Raw genomic sequence first — 20,662 nt, 5'->3', positions numbered from 1 at the left:
TAGATATGAATTGCTTTATTACAGTAGCAAGTACGGGCGGGTAAATTGATTAATCGATATAAGTTAACGGAAATACCATAGAAAACTACAACTAACCAATTGAAGACAGATGAGAAAAGTATGAGTTGGTATTTAGCAAATACACTTTTAGATAACAGAAAAACACAAATTGTGCTGCTATCCTCGCGCTATTAATTCATCCCTGATGATAATTTCCTTAAAGATAAAGTACTTCAATATAAATACTATTTTTCTGCACCAATCAACCACCAGTGCAATGGGTAGCCCTTTTTCACACCGGTTTTTAATACTCGTCCTTCTTCCATCAATTTCAGCAGATAATAACGAGCCTGATAAACATTTATCACACAAATTTCCGCAATATCATTGGTTGTAGGACCTATCAGGCGCAGCGTCTCGTCGCTAATTTCACCGGTAAGGGAAACCTTTTCTTTTACTGCTGCATATTTTTCAGCACATTGTACGGCTAAAGTGTCCAATATTTCCTGAGTAATCATTGCACCTTTTGTCACTTTTTCATCCGATTTATTATTATTTATCATTCAGCCTCCAACTCTGTATAACCTAAATAGAAAATTGCCTGTCCGGAGTATACACCAGTCACAAATCTTTCATCTATCAGTGAGTAATAGAGACCACTGTTTTTTTGACCCAAGCTAACCATTGAAAAATTAACTATTTGATTAGAAACTGCATCCCACAACCCAAAGCGTTGCAGAAATCCAAAAAAGATCTTGGTAATTATTAAAAAGAAACACCCCATCGTTTATTATGAGGTGTATTTACAGAAAAAATTTTTAATAAACTTAGCTCAATTGGCGAATCGGCTTTTCTGCAAGATAAGCGAGGATATCTTCAACCGCTCCCTGAAAATAACCCTGATAGTTACTGTCAGAAACATATCCTAAATGAGGTGTTGCCAGGACGTTGGGTAACGTACGCAGAATATCGCCTTCAGGTAATGGTTCGATTTCAAATACGTCCAGTCCTGCACCAGCAATACGCTGATGACTCAAAGCATCAATAAGTGCCTTCTGATCGACAATTGCTGCCCGAGAGGTATTAATCAGAAATGCTTTTGACTTCATTCTGTTTAACTCGGCTTCACCAATTAACCCTCGAGAGCGTTCTCCCAGTACTAAATGAATAGAAACAAAATCGCTGCTCTCCAGCAGAGCTTCTTTTGATGGAGCCAATTCAACCCCAACTTCATTTGCTCGTTCAGCCGTTAAATTTTGGCTCCAGGCAGAAACCTCCATCCCAAACGCTTTGGCAACCTGAGCAACACGCCCACCAATTTTACCTAACCCCAACAGTCCGAGGCGTTTACCGCTGAGTGTTACCCCTACGGTACTCTGCCATGCCCCATTTTGGCGGAAGGCATTATTCTCCGGCACAATATGACGAGCCAGCCCCAAAATCAGTGCCCAGGTCAGCTCCATCGGTGGCTCAGAACCGCTTGGTGTACCGCAAACAGTAACGCCTTGAGCCGTTGCCGCTTTCACATCGATAGCGGCATTACGCATACCTGAAGTAATCAGTAGTTTCAGTTTAGGTAACTTAGCCAATAACGAACGGGTAAACGGGGTACGTTCCCGCATAATGATAACAATTTCACAATCACCAATTCTGTCTGCCAGTTCCTGCTCATCAGAAATATGTTGAGAGAGAGAAAATATCTCAACCCGGTCTCGTAGTGAAGACCAGTCAGCCATAGATAAAGCAACGTTCTGAAAATCATCAATAATTGCACATTTCAATTTCATAAACCGAATCCTGTCAGAGAGTAATATCCGATTGATATAAAGTTATTTTCCTAAAATACTGGCTGAAATGTACACGCATATATGACAAAAAACTTTGTCTGGTGTCTGACTTTTGTTGCGTGGAGTAATTAATACGTTTGAAAGTGGGTAATATATTGCAGGAGAATGCATTGTTGATGGTAACAAAAGGGGACTAAAGCCCCCTCACTACCTGTAACTTAAAACGGATAGTTGTGATAACCCATTTGTGAAGAGATATTGCGAGCCGCATCATGCAGCATCTTAATAATTTCAGGCTTGTTCTCTTCAGAGAAGCGAATAGTCGGCAATGAGATACTCAAACCAACGGTAACAATACCGAAACGGTCGAATACCGGTACGGCGATGCAACGCAGTCCTTCTTCTTGCTCTTCAATATCTTCCGCATAGCCATGTTCTTTAGCCTGCTCTAACACAGTGATAAAATCTTCGGCACACAGGATGGTATTATCTGTGCTGCGAGTAAAAGTAATCTTACTTAACGTTTCCTGTACTTCCTGTGGATCGCTCCATGCCATCAATACTTTACCAATCGCCGTAGTATGAATTGGGTTACGGCGACCAATGCGCGAGTACATTCTCAGGTTATACAACGAATCAATTTTATGAATGTAAATAATGGCATCATCATCCAAAGCCCCCAGATGAATAGCCTCTTTAGTTTGTTTAGATATTTCACGCATTTGAACGTTGGCATAGCGAATCAAATCAACATTCTGTAATGACTTTGAACCTAACTCAAATAGCTTCAAGGTAAGGGAATATTTATCGGATTCTCCCTCTTGCGTAACATACCCTAATGTCTTCATAGTTTGCAGGAAGCGATATACCGTACTTTTTGACATCATTACCTGCTGGGCCAGCTCAGAGATTCCCATCTCACGCTCTTCACCTAACGCATTCAATATACCAAAAACTTTCAGTACCGATGAGACTGAGTCTGGTTGTTTATCTAAATCATCCGCGGCCATTTGGTTGCCACCTTATGCTGGTATTCGTTTCAGAAAAATTGGAACAGTGTTTTTATTATAATGTTAAAGACCAGCAATTGACAATCAATGATGATATCAATCTGTGTTACGCCTCAGAATTACATTAATTAAATATAATTAACTATTATCTTAATGCTTATAACCTCTATTGTTTTAACCAAGAGAAAGTTATCGAAACAGATAGTTCCATATAGATATTATTAACCACACTAATCGTCAAAAATAATATGAATAATAAAATACCCATATCATCAAAATTAGATAAAAAGATTAATATTTAATCACCGTTTAAATATATCAATGTAGCATATTAGGATTCATGGGAAAGAAGGGGATACGACTTGGTCTTGAGATAATATAGAGCTCGCTTTGCTCATCAGGAGCGATCACCGTCCAACCTCGGGAAACATAATAAGTAATACTCTCATCTGCCGCTAAATAGACATTCGAAAAACCATTAGTACGGGCTCGCTCTAATGCATTCTCAATCAGCATTGAACCAAAACCAAGCTTTCGGTATCCAGGCAAAACATATAAACCACTCAGGCAGGGGAAAAAGGGATTGATATCATGCTCTCTTCCCATCAGATGTACTGAACCTACAGGCCTCCCATCACACAATGCAACTAAAGAGCAGGGAATTTTATTCTTCTTGAGATGTTCATTCAAAAACTCTTTGAGTTCAAAATTATCGGTTCTTGGTCCTTCCCAAAACTCCCGGTAGCACCACTCCATTACATCATCAAAGTACTGAGGGTGCTCAGCTAGTGAAACAACCAATTTACTGTACATAACATTCTCTGATTTATATTAGAATGCAGAATATTACCAACTAATAAAATATTTTCATCTGTCATAAACCACAAAAAGCATTATTTTTATAGAATTGTTAATCTGAGCATTATTTTTCCAAACAGGGATGTTAAATAATAATTTAAAAATAACAAATTGGAGACACGCTACATATATAACAACTAATTAAAACGCTCAAAAACACTCATTAACTTATAAAAACAAACACTCCGATTGATATTGTTATATTCATCAATCTGCCATAAATAATAATCAAAACTGTATATTCTACCGATGAGCATAATCAGGTATCTGCACAGCAGATACCTGATTAGTTAACTAAAGTGCAAATACCGCTAAGTCGCTGGCCATCTCAGTTGATGGGAAGATCGCCTGACACTCAGCCAGCAAACGTAAGCTCTCTTCTGTTCCATAACGAGCGCTAAAATGAGTGATTATTAAGCGTTTGGCTCCGGCCGTTTTTGCTAATTCAGCAGTCTGTTGAGTTGTAGAATGTCCCCGGTTGTTAGCCTGCTCGGCCATTGATGCTTCCAGTGTGGCTTCATGAACCATTACATCGGCATCTTTAGCCAACACTAATGAATTCTCACCGGGAGCGGTATCACCGAATATTGCTAACACACGCCCCTTCTGAGCGGGGCCAAGGTAATCCTGACCGTTAATCACTCTTCCATCATCCAATTGAATCTGTTCACCCGCTTTCAGACGCTGAAAAACTGGGCCCGCAGGTACTCCTTCAGCCAGCAGCCGGGAAGCATCTAATGTACCGGGTCTATCCGCTTCTTCAATTCGATAACCAAAACTTTCTATACCGTGCACCAACGGTAAGGCAGTGACGCAAAAATGTTGGTCATCCATTACTTTCCCCGGTTGAATCTCTATAATCTCCAATGGGTAAGTCAGATAAGAACCGCTGAGACTCAAGGTTGTCTCAACAAACGCTTTAATCCCCGGTGGACCGTATAGCGTTAACGGGTCCTGAGACCCACCCATTGAGCGGCTGCTGAGCAGCCCGGGCAGGCCAAAAATATGATCCCCATGCAGATGAGTGATAAAAATCTTTTCCAGACGCCCCATCCTTATGGAAGAATGCAGAATCTGATGCTGGGTTCCCTCTCCACAATCAAACATCCAAAAACTATTGCGTTCACTAAGCAGATTCAGTACCAGACTGCTCACATTTCTTTCTTTACTTGGCGTACCGGCACCGGTACCTAAAAAAATCAGTTCCATAATCAATTAATTCTGAATCAAATATTTAATAGCTCTGTCATTACGTTTCAGCTCAGTCAGGCTTTCTGGTAACTGTTCAAAGCTCCCTAACTGAAATTTAGGTAAAACCAGCGCTCCACGACCAATGTCAGCCAGAAGTGACTGCCCGGCGGAGACTAATTCAGCCCATTGAGCATCACTACCATGTTGATGCATCGCCCCTAAAGCAATTTCATGCAGAGAGATACAGGTAGTAAATGGCCCTACCGGTGAGTGTTCAAGTCTGTCCTGTACACAAACCAGATGTCCATAATATCCCAGCAATGCTCCCAACGTAGCTGCATGTTCACCACTTACCAGATCAAATGCTGCATATAATGCATGAGAACCCAACTGCTGTCTTAGCTGTTGCCGCCAGTCATCATCTTTATAATCAAAGGATTGAATTACCCCCCAATGTCCTAAACGGGCATGATTAATTGAACTGGCGGTTGCATAAACCAAAGCCCCCTGACGAATCAGTAACTGGGTAAGAATAGAACCTACCGCACCACCCGCTCCGCTGACCAACACGCGCTTCCCTTTGAGTTCAGGTACTTTTTTCATCGCTTGCCATGCGGTCAATCCAGGACAAGGTAATGCGGCCGCAGATTCATCGCTAACCCCATCCGGGACGGGAATAACCGCTTTCGCTGATACCATCGTGTGATGACTGAAACTGCCATTAGTACGTAAATTGGTGTGGTAACACACTCGCATTCCAATACGCAGGTGAGTTACCCGTGAACCTTTAGCGATAATAACGCCCATTCCATCAACACCAGGAACATGGCCTGGTTGCCATAAATCAAAAGGCTGCTCAATAAACTTCCAGTCCACCGGATTGAGTCCGGTTACACTGTTGGCAATCAATACCTGATCGTCTTCCAGATAAGGAATCGCGGTATGATTAAGTTCCAGTTCATCAGGTCTGCCGGGTTGTGACCAACACCATGATAAGGTCTGTTTTTGCATTTTTACGCCTCTCAAAACTTTTCAAGCAAGATACTATGGTCGCTTCATCCAGACGCTATCGTCAGTTATCTGCCCGTTGCAGCCTGAATTATCAACCAAAATCCCATCATCAATAATACCGCACCCGCTGAGCGTTCAATCCAGTGAATACTGCTACCTAATCGCAGCTGCACCAGCGGTAAACTAATCACGGCTGCCACAAATAAATCCCAGATTAACACGGCCAAAAACATCCAGATACCGCTACTAATCTGTTGAACTAATGTCACCTGACTACCGAGAATAACCGTCATCAGACTCATATAAAATAAGGCATTTTTAGGATTCAATAGCGCTGAAGCTAACCCCAAAGCCAGTTGCTTCACGGGTGCTACCGGGCCCGCGTCTTCGATACCAATTTCCAACACTCTCGGCTTACTGCGCCACAACATAATCCCCAGATAAATAAGGTAGAATGCCCCCACTATTTCAATCGTGTTAAACAGCCAGGTATAGTGGCGTAGCCCACTCCACCCCACGATGGCAATCGCGATATAAATGGCATTCCCCAATGCAATACCAACACAAATCAACGCGCTTCCCTTCAATCGGTAGCGCACGGCATAGCCCGTCAAAAGAAAAAAATCAGGCCCCGGACTTAGCAGAGCCACACCATGAGCCAAAACCAATAACGGAAACGCTTCTGGCAACCAATACGCTATCGTTGTCATACTTTATCTTCCAGTAGAAATAGATACGGAAGACTCTATCGATAGCAATCGGCTAATGATTGTCAGAAATTGATCGGCTCAGTTGATACTGGCCGGGTGTTGCCGCCGTATTGGACACAAAAAGCTTATGAAAATGGCTCTGATCGCTGAATCCGCTTGATTGCGCCACATCGACAATCTCTTCCCCTTGTCGTAGCAGCTGTTTGGCATACTCAATGCGTAAATTATTCACAAAGGCTTTTGGCGTAATGCCAACATCATGGAAGAAAATACGAATTAAGGTTTCTGGTCGCAGGCTGAGTTCTTCAGCCAACTGAGATAATGAAGGGGGAGCAATCAAGTTTTCCTGCAGCCTCTGGCGCATATAGAGAGTCACCGCTCGATCGGGCTCACCGGAGGCTGTTGATGAGCAGTAGCGGCTAAATAGCGTGAACGTAAAACGATCGAGAAGCTCAGGTATTGACTCAACGTTTCCCTGTTGTATTAGATTAACCAGCGCCAAATATTGCATAAACAGTGTCGAATCACGAACGGCAAAGCAGTCACAATAGATATGCTCTACCGGGAAAGATAACAGAGAAGAGAGGCGCTCCAGACACCATGCCGTATCCAGATAAAGCATATGATAACTACGGCTTCCACCTTCTATCGGATTACAACTATGTACAGCTTCGGGTTCAATCAGTACCAGTTCACCGGCACCCGCTACATACTCACGGCCAGCGTAATTAACACGAGTACAGCCCTCTTCTATTGCGCCAACAGAGAGAGCCTGATGCAGATGGGCTTTATAACCAATACGGCTCTGATGAGTCGAACGCAGCTCAATATGGGGTAATGCATCATACCGCCAATATTCCTGTTTCACTGACTTAACCTGCTGAACCATCACCACTGTTCCTTTGTGCTATCGTCTTGCTATCTTACCCTTGATATAAAAAAACGGTCACTATTGATGACCGTTTTTTAGACAACCAGACAAAATCAGGCAAAAACCGTCGCCAGATGTTCACGCAAACGCTTAAGGTTATTCTCTACATCAGGCTGTTTCATCACATCAACACACAAGAAGGTGGGAAGTGGCTTCATACCTAAAAACTGATTCGCCTTGTGGAACGGCAGGTAAACGCCATCAACACCTACACCTTCAAAAAATTGTGACGGGTCGTCGAAGGCTTCTTGTGGAGCATTCCAGGTAACTGACAACATATACGTTTTTCCCTGAATCAAACCACCTGAGCCATACTTTTTATTAGTGTCTGAACGAGAACGACCATCGCTGGCATACAGGCGACCATGACCTTCAGTGAACACTTCATCAATATACTTTTTAAGTATCCATGGCGCACCCATCCACCAGCCTGGCTGTTGGTAAATCACCGTATCAGCCCAAAGATATTTTTCAATCTCATCTTCCACAATATAGCCGTGATCGATAATGGTCTCTTTTACCTCATGTCCAGCCTCGCGTAAAAAATCGGCTGCGGCATGATGCAGCGTCAAGTTCAACTCACCATTAGAGTGAGCAAATTTTTTCATTGCATTGATAATCAGAATCTTACTCATAATTTCGTTTCGCTTAATTAATTTGATGTTGCACCAGCCGGAAACTACCTGATGAGTACCCTAATTGAATATGGATAGTGTACTTGTTTTATTCATTAATAAAATCGCAATAAATTCATAAGATAATTGATTAATAATCAACAATAATAATCTGACAATAAATATCTCCATCAGAAATAGTTTATCGAATCATAGTTATCCCCAGTTTGTGGTATAAAAACAACACAAGAAATAAGTGAAATATACGGATAAACAGCATCATCATGAGTGAATTAATATCAGAAAATAAGCATCCAACGGGGTGGAGCAGCTTTCTGAGAGGTTGTATTGCAATATTACCGTTAAGTCTGGCGGTATTACCCTGGGGAATTTTGGCGGGTTCAATGGCAATTGAAAGCGGTATGACACCCGCTGAAGGCGTTGGCATGTCTGCCATCATCTTTGCTGGCGCCACTCAACTGGCAGCAATGGGAATGATAAAAGCCGGTGCCGGAGTCATGGCAATTATGGTCTCGGCCTTCTTTATCTCTTCACAACACCTGCTTTACAGTTTAACCCTGCGAGATCGCATCGCACCACTGCCGTTAAGATGGCGTCTGATTTTAGGGTTTCTGTTAACAGATGAACTGTTTGCATTGATTGGAAAGCACAGTGCCGCTGAGTTTGACCGCTGGTATGCCCTTGGGGTTGGGCTGTTTTTCTATATTTTTTGGCTACTATCAACGCTGGCTGGCGTGTTAGCCGCGACTCAAATAGAAAATTTAGGTAGCTACGGATTAGATTTTTCCATTGCGGCAACCTTCATTGTGATTGTGGTTCCGTTGATCAAAAACATTCCGACTATCGTTTGCGTATTTACAGCACTAATACTGTCCATCGTTCTGGGCTATTATCATGTCCCCAGTTCATTAATCATTTCTGGGGTAACCGCTATGTTTGCCGGATTAATCACTTCGCTGGTTATGGGAGATAAAGAATGATCTGGTTGGTTATTTTTACTACGGCATTGGTTGTATTTGTAAACCGTTATCTGTTTTTAGAACCCAGTCTGCCAATTAAACTCAGTCCCACTATCAAAAAACTGCTGGGATTTTCGATACCGGCAATTTTAACTGCTATTTGTGGGCCAATCATTTTTCTGGATGACCATGGATTTCGGGAGATTCCTCTTAATCCTTATTTTATTGGTGCTGTTATTTCTGTTTTACTGGCGTTGTTTATTCGTAATACGCTGGTCTCAGTGATTCTTAGTCTGGTGATATTTATGTTGCTGAAACAGGTGATACTTTCCTGAGAAGTAATACAGGAATCATTTCAATTGCTTGCCTGTAAAGCACAAATTATTGTCTATACTTAAAAGGTATATATAACAATGAGAACGCGCTAATGATTCCTGTACGGCTACCCAATACTGAAAAACAACGGATTGAAATACTAAAGTCACTTCAGATACTGGATACTCCGCCTTCAGAGCAGTTAGACCGTGTGACCCGCTTAGCGGCAGACTTTTTTAATGTACCTATCGCGCTGGTCACCCTGATTGATAGTGACAGACAGTGGTTCAAATCCTGTTTTGGTTTATCGCTAACTGAAACTCCGCGAGATATTTCGGTATGCAGCCACGCTATCATGCAACGATCGGTATTCGTCGTTCCTGATCTGCGTAAAGATCCGCGTTTTTGCCATATTCCGCCGGTAGTAAAAGCCCCTCATCTGGTGTTTTATGCCGGCTGCCAGATTCACTCTCGTCAGGGAATTCCTCTGGGTACGTTGTGTATCATCGATTCCCAAAAACATAAGTTTAGCCATGATGATGAACGTAAACTGAGTGATTTTGCCAAAATTGTTGAGCAATACTTCCACAGTCTGGAGGAGACCACCTATACCCGCAAAGTTGAAGATAACCTGAGTAATACTGAATCTATGTTTGCTCAAACCTTCAATCAGGCTGCCGTGGGGATGGCTAATGTCTCCTTAACCGGACAATGGTTACGGGTAAATCCAAAACTTTGTGAACTGTTGGGCTATCCTGAATCAGAATTGTTAAATAAGACCTTTCAGGAGATCACTTATCCTGACGATTTGAATACCGACCTCGGTTTATTACAAGATGTATTAGATGGAAAGATAGAAACCTATACCATTGAAAAGCGCTATATCACTAAACAAAAGCATATTTTCTGGGTGTTACTGACGGTCTCAATGGTGAAAAACAGTCAGGGAATGCCCCACCACTTTATTTCCATCATCGTAGACATTAACGATAAAGTGTCCATTGAGTATGAACTTAAAAAATTAACCGATGAATTGGAAACCAGAGTCAAAGACCGCACAGAGCAACTGGAAAGAATGTTGCATCTGGTCAATGAAGAGGTGGAACAGCGGATTGAGACTCAAAATTTACTGAACATTGAAAAAGAGCGTTTAAAAGAGATTACGGATAACGTCCCTGCTTTAGTCAGCTGCGTTAATCATCAGCTTCACTACACGTTTAATAATAAAACCTATGAAGACTGGTTTGGTTTGGAGGTCAAAAGTATTGTCGGAATGTATATGCCTGACGTTATCGGCAAAACCAGCTTTCGGGCAGCTCAACGTTATATTGAAAAAGTGATTGCTGGTCAAAAAGTCTCGTTTGAAAATACCTTGCCCACCAAAGAGGGCTTGAAGTATGTTCAAACCACGTTGATCCCTAACAGAGATCGTGAGCAGGGTGAATTCTACATTCTTTCCCTTGATATCACCGAGCTTAAACAATTACAGCAAACTCTGATTTTTGAAGCATCCCACGATATGCTGACGAATTTGCCAAACCGCAGATCGTTTATTGATACCTTAAACAATATGCTGCTCGATCCGGAACAACACACATGGCTGGCGTTGTTTTTCCTGGATTTGGATGGATTTAAAGGAATCAATGACAGCTATGGTCATGAGTTTGGCGATAAAGTTTTACAGACCGTCGCTGAAATTATTGGTAAATCGGTATGGCAAAACGATATGGCCGCGCGTCTCGCCGGTGATGAGTTTACTATTCTGTTTAGCCACCCGGATAATCCTCAGCACATCGTGTCGGCAATTAGCCAACGGTTACTACAGGGGCTATCTGAAGTTACCCATATTGACCAAACCCCCGTCAAGCTTAGTGCCAGTATAGGTATTGCGATTGCGTTAAATGACGACCTGCTCAAGCCGGAAACCTTACTATCGTTAGCGGATAAAGCAATGTATCAGGCTAAACAGCTGGGTAAAGGTACGTTCTGCATTGAATATCACTCCTGACCGTACCAGATACCGGAACGGTCAGGAAAGTCATTACACAATGATAGTTTGATCCATCTGCTTAACCTGTTTTATCAACAAAAACAGCACCGGGACCATCAGGAATATGGCGGAAAGCGGCATCGCCAGCCAAATGCCATCGGTACCCAAATAGCGCGGTAAAATAAACAAGAACGGTAGTTGAATCAGGATATTACAAATCGTAATTATCAGTGCTTTATGCCCTTCTCCGATCGCCTGAAAAAACGCTTCAGTGACAACAAAAAAGCCCTGAATAAACAGCACGAATAGAGAGATTCGGATCGCGTGGATAATTACCTGCTGCAAACTTTGATTATCACCGGCAAAAAAGCCAGCAAACAGGGAAGGGAATAGCAATAGAGCCAGGGTAAAAAGCACCCCACCTCCAACGCTAAACATCATAGCCAGCTTTAACACATGCTTAGCGGAATCAATCTGCTTTTCACCATAAAAACGGCTAACAATTGGCTGCATCCCATGAGCCAACCCTTCGGACAATAAGTAGTAAAACGTTAGTAAATAACCAGTTACGGCATAAGCCGCCACTTCAATAGCACCGCCATATCTCATAAACATAAAATTATACGCAACAACCGTTGCCCCTAAATAGAGATACATAAACAGGCTTGATGAACCATTTTTACTAATCTTCCAGCTAAGGTCCATACGAGGTTTAAAGTGACGTCGTTGTACTCTTACCGGGCTGCGGCGACTAAAGATATAAATCAGTGCCAATATCATTGCCGTAGTCTCCGCAATCACCGTTGCCAGAGCTGCACCCACCAGTTCCATTTCCAGCAGTACAATAAATACGTAGTCCAACAGAATATTGATTAACGCTCCGACCACCATAAATGTCGTAGCAAGGCGAGGCGCATTCAGATTACGCATTAGATAAGGTGCTGCAATACTGCCCAATACCAGAGGCGTTGCACAGGTCACGACGATCAGAAAGTCATTTCCGTACTCCAGTACTTTTCCGGTAGCCCCCTGAAAAGCCAGAATCTTATGCCCAAAGAGAAACAGAATAATACTCAACAAAATGCCGGGGATAATCATCAGTAACGGCAACTGACCAATATACGATGATGCAATTTCACGGTCTCCGGCTCCGCGAGACAGAGAAACATGACTACCAATACCGATACCTACCATTAGTCCCACCGCTAACATGACACCAATTAACGGCCAGGCAAGATTAATCGCGGCTAACCCATCACTACCGATATATCTCCCAACGAAGATGCCATCAATAATTTGATAGGTACCACTCACTAACATCGCAATTAATGCCGGAATCGCATAGCGAGCAAAAAGCGCTCCAATACGCTGGTTTTGCATAAAAATACCTGAATAGCCTTAATCAATAATAAATCAACGTTCAAAACACATGACAGCAATATCATTTTTGTAAAACAATGAGCTACGCCAGAAGAGAGTTAGTCAGGCCGATAACCTAATTCATGCTGAATGCTATTTTTGAGTAGCTCAGCAGCAGATACCGGCTGCATAATCGACGGATTAATATATGAAATGGTAATGGTACCGAAGCTAATGGACATTAGCCGCCATGCTTTCAGTTCAATACTTTCCTGCCCTGCCTCATGGTGAAAAAAGCCGCTCTGGCATCCTGATTGAATAATACTGACCGCCTCACCATGTAACATCAGCATAGAATCGCTGTATACCTCTCCCAGCGCTTTATCACGTACCGCCTCTGCCCATGCATCGTTCCAGAGCTTATTCACCGGATCGTTTGGGGATGATGTGGAATAATCCAACAGTTGAAATAACTGTTCTGGCGGCGCTAACTCAGCAATCTGCTCACAAATTGCCTGATGATCCCGCTTGGTAAACTGGCGGAACACCTCACGACGCAGCTCAGAGGTCGATGAAAAGTGATGATGAATAATCCCTGTCGCAGCACCCAGCTCAGCGCTGACTTTTCGCGTAGTCACATTCATAAAACCATCTCTTAATGCGACTTTAATTGCAGCATCCAGAATCGCATTTCTGCGCTCATCTTTTGCCATATAGGACATTGTTCACTCTCTGCTTCTGTTTCAAAACTGAGTTGATCATATGTTCAAATTGAACGCATGTCCATTTTTTTGTACTTATATTATTATCAAAAAGGGATACAAAAACAGCCACGCTAAGGTGGCTGTTTATCAGATGACGAAAGTGCTATCAGGCTATTTTTGTTTTACCAAAAATCTCTTCTTCATAAGCACGCGCTTTATCTTTATCAAACTGTCTTTCCCACTTAGCGATAACCAGTACCGCCAAGGCATTACCCACAACGTTCAGAGCAGTACGAGCCATGTCCATGATACGGTCCACACCAGCAATAAACATCAGACCATCCAGAGGGATACCAACGCTACCTAATGTGGCCAATAGCACCACAAAGGATACGCCAGGCACGCCTGCAATGCCTTTAGAGGTCACCATCAGGGTTAATACCAGCGTAATTTCCTGCATTAGCGACAGCTCAATGCCATACAGCTGAGCGATAAAGATAGCCGCAATACTTTGATAAAGCGTAGAGCCATCCAGATTAAAAGAGTAACCGGTAGGAACAACAAAGCCAGTAATAGCTTTAGGTGCTCCATAGGCTTCCATCTTTTCGATAATTCTCGGCAATACTGTTTCTGAGCTGGCGGTTGAATAGGCCAAAATTAGCTCATCTTTCAGAATGCGGATTAAAGTCCAGATACGTAAACCACATATACGCGCAACGGTACCCAGAACTACTAATGCAAAGAAAATAATCGCGCCATAAACCAGCGCAACAAGCTTCACTAAAGGAATTAATGAAGAGAAACCAAAGGTTGCAACAGTCACTGAGATCAATGCGAACACCCCAATAGGTGCATAACGCATAATCATATGGGTCACTCTGAACATCGTTTCAGACATCGATCTGAACACATTCAATAAAGGTGCCCGAGTCTCTTTAGGCAGTGACGATAACCCTAATCCAAACAACACGGAGAAGAAAATGATCGGTAGCATCTCGCCTGATGCTAATGCTTTAAAGATGTTGGTTGGAATTAACGACATAATCGTGATGACTAAGCTATGAGCCCCACTCTGCACTTCTGCCGTTGTTGCCTTATATTGGGATATATCCACCGCATTAAGCTGGGACATATCGATACCGTGACCGGGTTGAAAAACATTAGCCGCCACTAAACCAATCACAATGGCTACCGTGGTGATAATCTCAAAATAAATAATGGTTTTCAGTCCGATGCGGCCCAACTTTTTAGCATCGCCGACACCGGCAATACCGACCACTAATGTTGATACCACAATCGGTACCACAATCATCTTAATCAGACGGATAAAAATGTCGCCGGCAGGCTTAAAGAAGTTAACAACTAACCAATCGGTTGATTCACTCCCATGCATTACAGAACCAACAATGATCCCAAGTACCAGAGCAATCAAAATCTGCCAGGCTAAAGTAAATTTAAAACCTTTCATATATCAAAAATCCTTCAATCTCGTTAAATGCCTGCTTACAGGCTCGCCTTAAGTAAGGCTTTTCATTATTTTTATGCGGGTCTTCAAACAGATAACACCCCGCCAGAATGGTCAACACTCCCCGGTTTTATGGTCAAAAAGCACCATAGAAAAAATACAGGCGCTCTTTTTAGCATCTTATGCAGCAAAATTACATTTTTCTTTACATAAATACTGAAATTCAGACGAATTCACTAGCTGAAACCCTACAAGATAGCATTGTGAATTGCGAAAAAAGAAAGAGAGATTTACCGCTATTTTCTGATTTTATTGAGTGAAATTAATTTACTCTTTATTAAAAAAAATGACATCTAATCAATTGATATAAATAACTTATAATAGAGAACTGAAAGGAATAATAACTCATTTTAAGTATGAAAAGATAGAAGTGGTAGAAACCCAATAAGTGACAGTATTAGTATATTAGTTCCGATTTTTAAAGCTAATGGTCAAAATGCAGATAAAAGTGGGGGATAAAGCGTGTCTTTTACTGAATTGATGTGTCATCCGGCTACTTTATATTCAACTCCTTTTTGTCCGGAACCATGTTGTTTAATTTTATCCTCTTACCATTCCTTTTTTAGCGCATAGAAATAGTATCCATTCTCATCCTGTCAGAATAAATAATCGTGATTAAGTCCATGGCAGCCTATTCATTTGTCTTTTAAAGCAATTTTATACCTCTTCACCATTATCCACTGTAATGAAGCGTGATCTTCCGCGCAAAAAACAAACATAAAATGTGCGCAATGTTTGCATAACAACTACATTACATAATGTTAACAAAAATAAAGGGGACAATAATGAGCACTGTTCATAAACATCCCGTTCCTGCTGCTATAGCAGAAAACGCGCTGATCAATAAACAGCAATATCAGGCTATGTATCAGCAGTCAGTAGAAGATCCTGACACGTTTTGGGATACGCAAGGGAAAATTATTGATTGGGTGAAACCTTACACTAAGGTTAAAAATACATCATTTTCTCCTGGCAATATCGATATTCGTTGGTTTGAAGACGGAACGCTGAACCTGTCAGCTAACTGCCTGGATCGTCATCTGGAAACTCGCGGTGACCAGACGGCAATTATCTGGGAAAGCGACGATGGCAGCGAAACGCAAAAAATTACCTATCGTCAGCTCTATCATCGGGTCTGCAAATTTGCCAATGTGCTTAAATCACTGGGCATGAAACAGGGCGATGTCGTTGCGATTTATATGCCAATGGTGCCGGAAACTGCTGTTGCCATGTTGGCTTGTGCACGCCTGGGGTTGATCCACTCCGTTATCTTTGCTGGTTTTTCTCCGGAAGCTATTGCCGGACGCATTATCGATTCCAGCTCTCGTCTGGTAATTACCGCGGATGAGGGACTACGTGCAGGTAAGACCATCCCGCTGAAAAAGAATATTGATGACGCGTTAGCAAATCCTAACGTGAATAGCGTGGAACATACCATTGTTTTCAGACGAACCGGTAATACCATCAACTGGAAGCCTAATCATGACTTGTGGTGGCATGAGTTAGTTGATGCAGCAAGTGATGAGTGTGCTCCGGTAGAGCTTCCGGCCGAAAGTCCGCTGTTTATTCTCTACACCTCCGGCTCAACCGGCAAGCCAAAAGGCGTGCTACATACCACCGGTGGTTATCTGGTTTATGCTGCGCTGACATTCAAGTATGTCTTTGATTATCATGATGGCGAAATCTATTGGTGTACCGCCGATATGGGTTGGGTCACTGGCCATAGCTATGCGCTGTATGGACCATTGTGCAATGGGGCGACTACCCTCTTTTTTGAAGGATTATTGACCTACCCCGGCCCTAACCGGATGTCACAGCTGATAGATAAATATCAGGTCAATATTCTGTATACCGCCCCTACGGCCATTCGCTCTCTGATGGCGCAAGGCAATCTGGCTGTTACAGATACCACACGTAACTCCCTGAGAATCATGGGCAGCGTTGGTGAACCTATCAACCCGGAAGCCTGGGAATGGTATTACTACACGATTGGTAACGGTAAATGCCCCATTGTTGATACCTGGTGGCAAACAGAAACCGGCGGTTTTATGTTAACGCCTCTTCCTGGTGCTACAGAGCTAAAAGCAGGTTCTGCGACCTTACCTTTCTTTGGTGTTCAGCCCGCATTAGTCGACAATGATGGAAACCTGTTAAGCGATGCCTGTGAAGGTAATCTGGTTATAACCGATTCGTGGCCTGGCCAGGCACGTACACTCTATGGCGACCACGCACGATTTGAACAAACTTACTTTGCTTCATTCAAAGGTTTCTATTTCAGTGGCGACGGCGCTCGCCGCGATGAAGATGGATATTACTGGATAACAGGCCGGGTAGATGATGTTCTAAACGTATCAGGACATCGTCTGGGCACTGCTGAAATCGAATCCGCGTTAGTTGCTCATCCTAAAATCGCCGAAGCTGCCGTTGTCGGTATTCCTCATTACATCAAAGGGCAGGCTATTTATGCCTATATCACGCTAAATTACGGTGAAGAACCCAGCGATGAACTTTATGACGATGTTATTAAATGGGTGCGTAAAGAGATTGGGCCGATAGCCACGCCTGATATCTTGCACTGGACCCAAACCCTTCCTAAAACGCGTTCGGGTAAAATTATGCGGCGCATTCTACGGAAAATCGCCGATGGCGATACCAGTAATCTGGGAGATACCTCTACCCTGGCCGATCCAGGCGTAGTTGAGAAACTATTGCAGGAAAAAGAGTTAATGAAAGCAGCCTCATAACCTACGCCGCCTTGCGCGGCGATATTCAATCTTTATCTCACAGGAGACGCTCTGATGAATGATCACATTTATCAACGGATTGAAAATAACCCGCGCTTCAAAGATCTGGTGCGCAAAAGGGACATCTTTGCCTGGACGCTCTCGTTTATTACATTAGCCCTGTATGTTGGTTTCATTCTGCTCATCGCTTTTGAACCACAGTGGTTGGGAACGCCTGTCACAGAAGGGACCAGTATTACCCGCGGAATTCCAATTGGCATTGGACTGATCCTTGCCTCATTTATTTTAACTGGAATCTATGTCTATCGGGCGAACAGAGAGTTCGATGAACTCAATGCGCAAATTCTGAATGAGGCACACCAATGAAAACTCGTCTTTTCTCTGCCTTAGCGCTACTGGCAGCCTCCCCAATAGCTTTTGCTGATGCCATTGGTGGCGAAGTCAAACGCCAGCCGCTAAATCGCTAAATATTGAAGCGATAGTCATGTTTGTCCTGTTTGTTGGACTAACGCTATATATTACTTACTGGGCCTCCAAACGGACGCGTTCCCGCTCCGACTACTATACTGCTGGCGGCAAAATAACCGGACTACAAAACGGCTTAGCTATTGCCGGTGATTTTATGTCTGCTGCATCTTTTCTTGGTATCTCTGCGCTGGTCTATACCTCCGGTTACGATGGCCTGATTTACTCTATCGGGTTCTTAATTGGCTGGCCGATTATTCTATTCCTGATAGCCGAACGTCTGCGTAATCTGGGCAAATATACCTTTGCCGATGTTGCATCATATCGCCTGGGACAAAAAGAGATCCGTACTCTGTCAGCCTGTGGTTCACTGGTAGTAGTGGCTTTATATCTGATTGCTCAAATGGTCGGTGCTGGAAAACTAATTCAATTGCTGTTTGGTCTGAACTACCATGTTGCAGTCGTTCTGGTAGGTATTCTGATGGTGATGTACGTATTGTTTGGCGGCATGTTGGCCACAACATGGGTGCAAATCATCAAGGCCGTCTTGCTGCTTGCCGGAGCCAGCTTTATGGCCATCATGGTGATGAAGTCTGTTAACTTCAATTTTAATGAGCTCTTCGTACAGGCCATTAAAACCAGTCCGAAAGGTGCCGCAATTATGAGTCCGGGTGGATTAGTTTCCGATCCTATCTCCGCGCTCTCATTAGGTTTAGCACTGATGTTTGGTACTGCCGGATTACCGCATATCATTATGCGATTCTTTACCGTGAGTGATGCCAAAGAAGCACGTAAGAGCGTATTTTATGCCACTGGCTTTATTGGTTATTTCTATATTCTTACCTTTATTATCGGATTTGGAGCCATCTTCCTGGTAGGTGGAAATCCAGCGTTTAAAGATGCGGCAGGAGCCCTGATTGGTGGAACTAACATGGCCGCAGTTCATCTTGCGGATGCGGTTGGTGGTAGTTTCTTCCTTGGATTTATCTCTGCTGTTGCGTTCGCCACTATTCTTGCCGTAGTTGCTGGTTTAACTCTGGCGGGTGCTTCAGCTGTTTCTCACGACCTCTATGCAAATGTTATCAAGCAAGGTCAGGCGACTGAACGCGACGAGTTGAAAGTCTCGAAAATAACTACAGTAGTGTTAGGATTTGTTGCTATTGGGCTGGGTATTCTGTTTGAAAAGCAAAACATCGCTTTCATGGTTGGTCTGGCATTCTCTATCGCGGCAAGCTGTAACTTCCCTATCATTATTCTGTCAATGTATTGGAAAAAGCTAACCACCCGAGGAGCTATGATTGGCGGTTGGTTAGGATTGCTCAGTGCAGTAGGACTGATGATTCTCGGCCCAACCATCTGGGTGCAAATACTGGGACATGAAAAAGCCATCTATCCTTATGAGTATCCGGCGCTGTTCTCCATGATAATTGCCTTCATGGGAACCTGGTTCTTCTCTATCACAGATACATCGACAAATGCAGTTCAGGAAAGAGAGCTGTTCTACTCTCAATCTATTCGTTCGCAGACGGGTTATGGCGCCTCAGGTAGCGTATCCCATTAATTCGAAAAGTTAGCTATGTTAAAGGCGCCAATGGCGCCTTTAATGTTATTTGATAGCAGACCAGGGATCGTCAGCCAGTAGAAATGCTTTCAATCGGTCTTTCTGTGAATGTTGGTGCAACCACACCCGTATTGACTTAATTTTTTGATAGTCTTCCTCGCCAAATTGCGTTAGATAAAGCGCATCAAATTGCTCTCGGGCCGCTGATTCACGAATTTGGCGCTGCCAAACATCGGTGAATATACTATTGAGCTTGTCAGCAAGACCATGCGCTTTCAGCAACTCCCATTCGCCTTTATCCATCCAGATACCATTAACTTTTGGGCTTAAATCCAGGCGGTGATCGGTATCTTTAGATATTCGAAATTTAAGCATCAGCGTTCCAGTCACCGGGCAGAGTAATGCTAAACGACTCTCTTCACTCTCAACAACAACATGGTCAGAATATTTATCTGATACTGGCAGTTGCTTCTTATGATTTAGATAATCCTCCAGCATCAGCCAATCACCACTGCAACTCTTGCATGTTTGGCACGGAATCACATTATCCAGAGTTGAAGGTTGTAGCGTATCGGTTTTACATTTAGGACATTGCATTTTTTTCACTCCCTGAAAACAACTCATTGATAAGTAATAACTACTTCATATTAAATATATTCACACGAAATACTACAGTGCATAAACCAAGAACAATAATAAATACTAAATTAAAAAATAAAGCGATATAAACAATCGTATAAAATCATAATATTGTATTCGGATAATCAGCACATGGTCACCCCATAGTTAATAAGACCTAAAAATACTTATATATCAATAAATTATACCCATGAATTCCTTAAGTAATAAAAGTAACGTTTCTTATGTGACTAATATCGCACATTTGAATAAAAACCACTGCTCGGTA

General features: G+C 42.8%; 18 protein-coding genes and 1 pseudogene. 6 read left to right on the top strand and 13 right to left on the bottom strand.

Translation table 11 applies throughout. The annotated features are described in order from the left end of the window. Positions 1-245: 245 nt before the first annotated feature. The 9 genes from EKN56_RS01305 to EKN56_RS01265 form a co-directional block, all read right to left on the bottom strand. Positions 246-563 (bottom strand): FaeA/PapI family transcriptional regulator, encoded by a 318-nt coding sequence (locus tag EKN56_RS01305; protein WP_130590160.1) that lies wholly within the window; start codon positions 561-563, stop codon positions 246-248. A gap of 264 nt (positions 564-827) precedes the next feature. Next, positions 828-1,787, bottom strand: coding sequence for a D-2-hydroxyacid dehydrogenase family protein (locus EKN56_RS01300; RefSeq protein WP_130590159.1), 960 nt, complete (start codon positions 1,785-1,787; stop codon positions 828-830). 218 nt (positions 1,788-2,005) lie between these two features. Further along, complete coding sequence (gene kdgR, locus EKN56_RS01295) at positions 2,006-2,797, bottom strand: DNA-binding transcriptional regulator KdgR (RefSeq protein ID WP_130590158.1); 792 nt, start codon at positions 2,795-2,797, stop codon at positions 2,006-2,008. A gap of 318 nt (positions 2,798-3,115) precedes the next feature. Beyond that, the gene (locus EKN56_RS01290) at positions 3,116-3,610 is read right to left on the bottom strand and encodes a GNAT family N-acetyltransferase (RefSeq protein ID WP_130590157.1); all 495 of its coding nucleotides are present in this window, start codon (positions 3,608-3,610) and stop codon (positions 3,116-3,118) included. A gap of 339 nt (positions 3,611-3,949) precedes the next feature. Next, positions 3,950-4,864 (bottom strand): ribonuclease Z, encoded by a 915-nt coding sequence (gene rnz / locus EKN56_RS01285; protein WP_130590156.1) that lies wholly within the window; start codon positions 4,862-4,864, stop codon positions 3,950-3,952. A gap of 6 nt (positions 4,865-4,870) precedes the next feature. Beyond that, positions 4,871-5,857 carry a zinc-binding dehydrogenase gene (locus EKN56_RS01280; protein WP_130590155.1) on the bottom strand — a complete coding sequence of 329 codons (987 nt, stop codon included), beginning with the start codon at positions 5,855-5,857 and terminating at the stop codon, positions 4,871-4,873. A 65-nt stretch (positions 5,858-5,922) separates the two neighbouring features. Continuing rightward, a complete protein-coding gene (locus tag EKN56_RS01275; protein WP_130590154.1) occupies positions 5,923-6,567 on the bottom strand; it encodes a LysE family translocator in 645 nt (214 codons plus the stop codon). Positions 6,568-6,619: 52 nt separating this feature from the next. Continuing rightward, positions 6,620-7,456, bottom strand: coding sequence for an AraC family transcriptional regulator (locus EKN56_RS01270; RefSeq protein WP_130590153.1), 837 nt, complete (start codon positions 7,454-7,456; stop codon positions 6,620-6,622). A gap of 95 nt (positions 7,457-7,551) precedes the next feature. Continuing rightward, entirely contained in the window at positions 7,552-8,133 is a 582-nt protein-coding gene (locus EKN56_RS01265) for an NAD(P)H-dependent oxidoreductase (protein ID WP_130590151.1), read from the bottom strand. 263 nt (positions 8,134-8,396) lie between these two features. Between EKN56_RS01265 and EKN56_RS01260 the strand changes: the two genes are divergently transcribed. The 3 genes from EKN56_RS01260 (at position 8,397) to EKN56_RS01250 (ending at position 11,415) form a co-directional block, all read left to right on the top strand. After that, on the top strand, positions 8,397-9,113 hold the full coding sequence (locus EKN56_RS01260; RefSeq protein ID WP_130590150.1) for an AzlC family ABC transporter permease: 717 nt from the start codon (positions 8,397-8,399) through the stop codon (positions 9,111-9,113). Beyond that, positions 9,110-9,427 carry an AzlD domain-containing protein gene (locus EKN56_RS01255; protein WP_130590149.1) on the top strand — a complete coding sequence of 106 codons (318 nt, stop codon included), beginning with the start codon at positions 9,110-9,112 and terminating at the stop codon, positions 9,425-9,427. Before EKN56_RS01260 ends, EKN56_RS01255 begins: the two co-directional genes overlap by 4 nt. 92 nt (positions 9,428-9,519) lie before the next feature. Next, positions 9,520-11,415, top strand: a complete 1,896-nt coding sequence (locus EKN56_RS01250) for a diguanylate cyclase domain-containing protein (RefSeq protein ID WP_130590148.1) — start codon at positions 9,520-9,522, stop codon at positions 11,413-11,415. A 33-nt stretch (positions 11,416-11,448) separates the two neighbouring features. Here EKN56_RS01250 and EKN56_RS01245 read toward each other — a convergent pair whose 3' ends face one another. From EKN56_RS01245 to gltP, 3 genes are all read right to left on the bottom strand, one after another. Continuing rightward, the gene (locus tag EKN56_RS01245) at positions 11,449-12,777 is read right to left on the bottom strand and encodes an MATE family efflux transporter (RefSeq protein ID WP_130590147.1); all 1,329 of its coding nucleotides are present in this window, start codon (positions 12,775-12,777) and stop codon (positions 11,449-11,451) included. A gap of 98 nt (positions 12,778-12,875) precedes the next feature. Beyond that, on the bottom strand, positions 12,876-13,478 hold the full coding sequence (locus EKN56_RS01240; protein ID WP_130590146.1) for a TetR family transcriptional regulator: 603 nt from the start codon (positions 13,476-13,478) through the stop codon (positions 12,876-12,878). A 148-nt stretch (positions 13,479-13,626) separates the two neighbouring features. Next, positions 13,627-14,928: a glutamate/aspartate:proton symporter GltP gene (gltP, locus tag EKN56_RS01235; protein ID WP_130590145.1), complete on the bottom strand. Its 1,302-nt coding sequence runs from the start codon at positions 14,926-14,928 to the stop codon at positions 13,627-13,629. A gap of 842 nt (positions 14,929-15,770) precedes the next feature. Here gltP and acs point away from each other — a divergent pair. The 3 genes and pseudogenes from acs (at position 15,771) to EKN56_RS01220 (ending at position 19,755) form a co-directional block, all read left to right on the top strand. Continuing rightward, complete coding sequence (acs, locus tag EKN56_RS01230; RefSeq protein WP_130590144.1) at positions 15,771-17,729, top strand: acetate--CoA ligase; 1,959 nt, start codon at positions 15,771-15,773, stop codon at positions 17,727-17,729. Positions 17,730-17,783: 54 nt separating this feature from the next. After that, positions 17,784-18,095 carry a DUF485 domain-containing protein gene (locus tag EKN56_RS01225; RefSeq protein WP_130590143.1) on the top strand — a complete coding sequence of 104 codons (312 nt, stop codon included), beginning with the start codon at positions 17,784-17,786 and terminating at the stop codon, positions 18,093-18,095. Further along, positions 18,092-19,755, top strand: a pseudogene (locus EKN56_RS01220) (cation acetate symporter). The gene EKN56_RS01225 and the pseudogene EKN56_RS01220 overlap by 4 nt, the downstream one beginning before the upstream one ends. A 45-nt stretch (positions 19,756-19,800) precedes the next feature. Here EKN56_RS01220 and EKN56_RS01215 read toward each other — a convergent pair. Beyond that, positions 19,801-20,352 (bottom strand): TFIIB-type zinc ribbon-containing protein, encoded by a 552-nt coding sequence (locus tag EKN56_RS01215; protein ID WP_168189574.1) that lies wholly within the window; start codon positions 20,350-20,352, stop codon positions 19,801-19,803. Between the last annotated feature and the right edge of the window lie 310 nt (positions 20,353-20,662).

The sequence above is a fragment of the Limnobaculum zhutongyuii genome (assembly GCF_004295645.1).
Taxonomy (GTDB): Bacteria; Pseudomonadota; Gammaproteobacteria; order Enterobacterales; family Enterobacteriaceae; genus Limnobaculum; species Limnobaculum zhutongyuii.
This window is presented reverse-complemented; position numbering and strand designations above follow the sequence as displayed.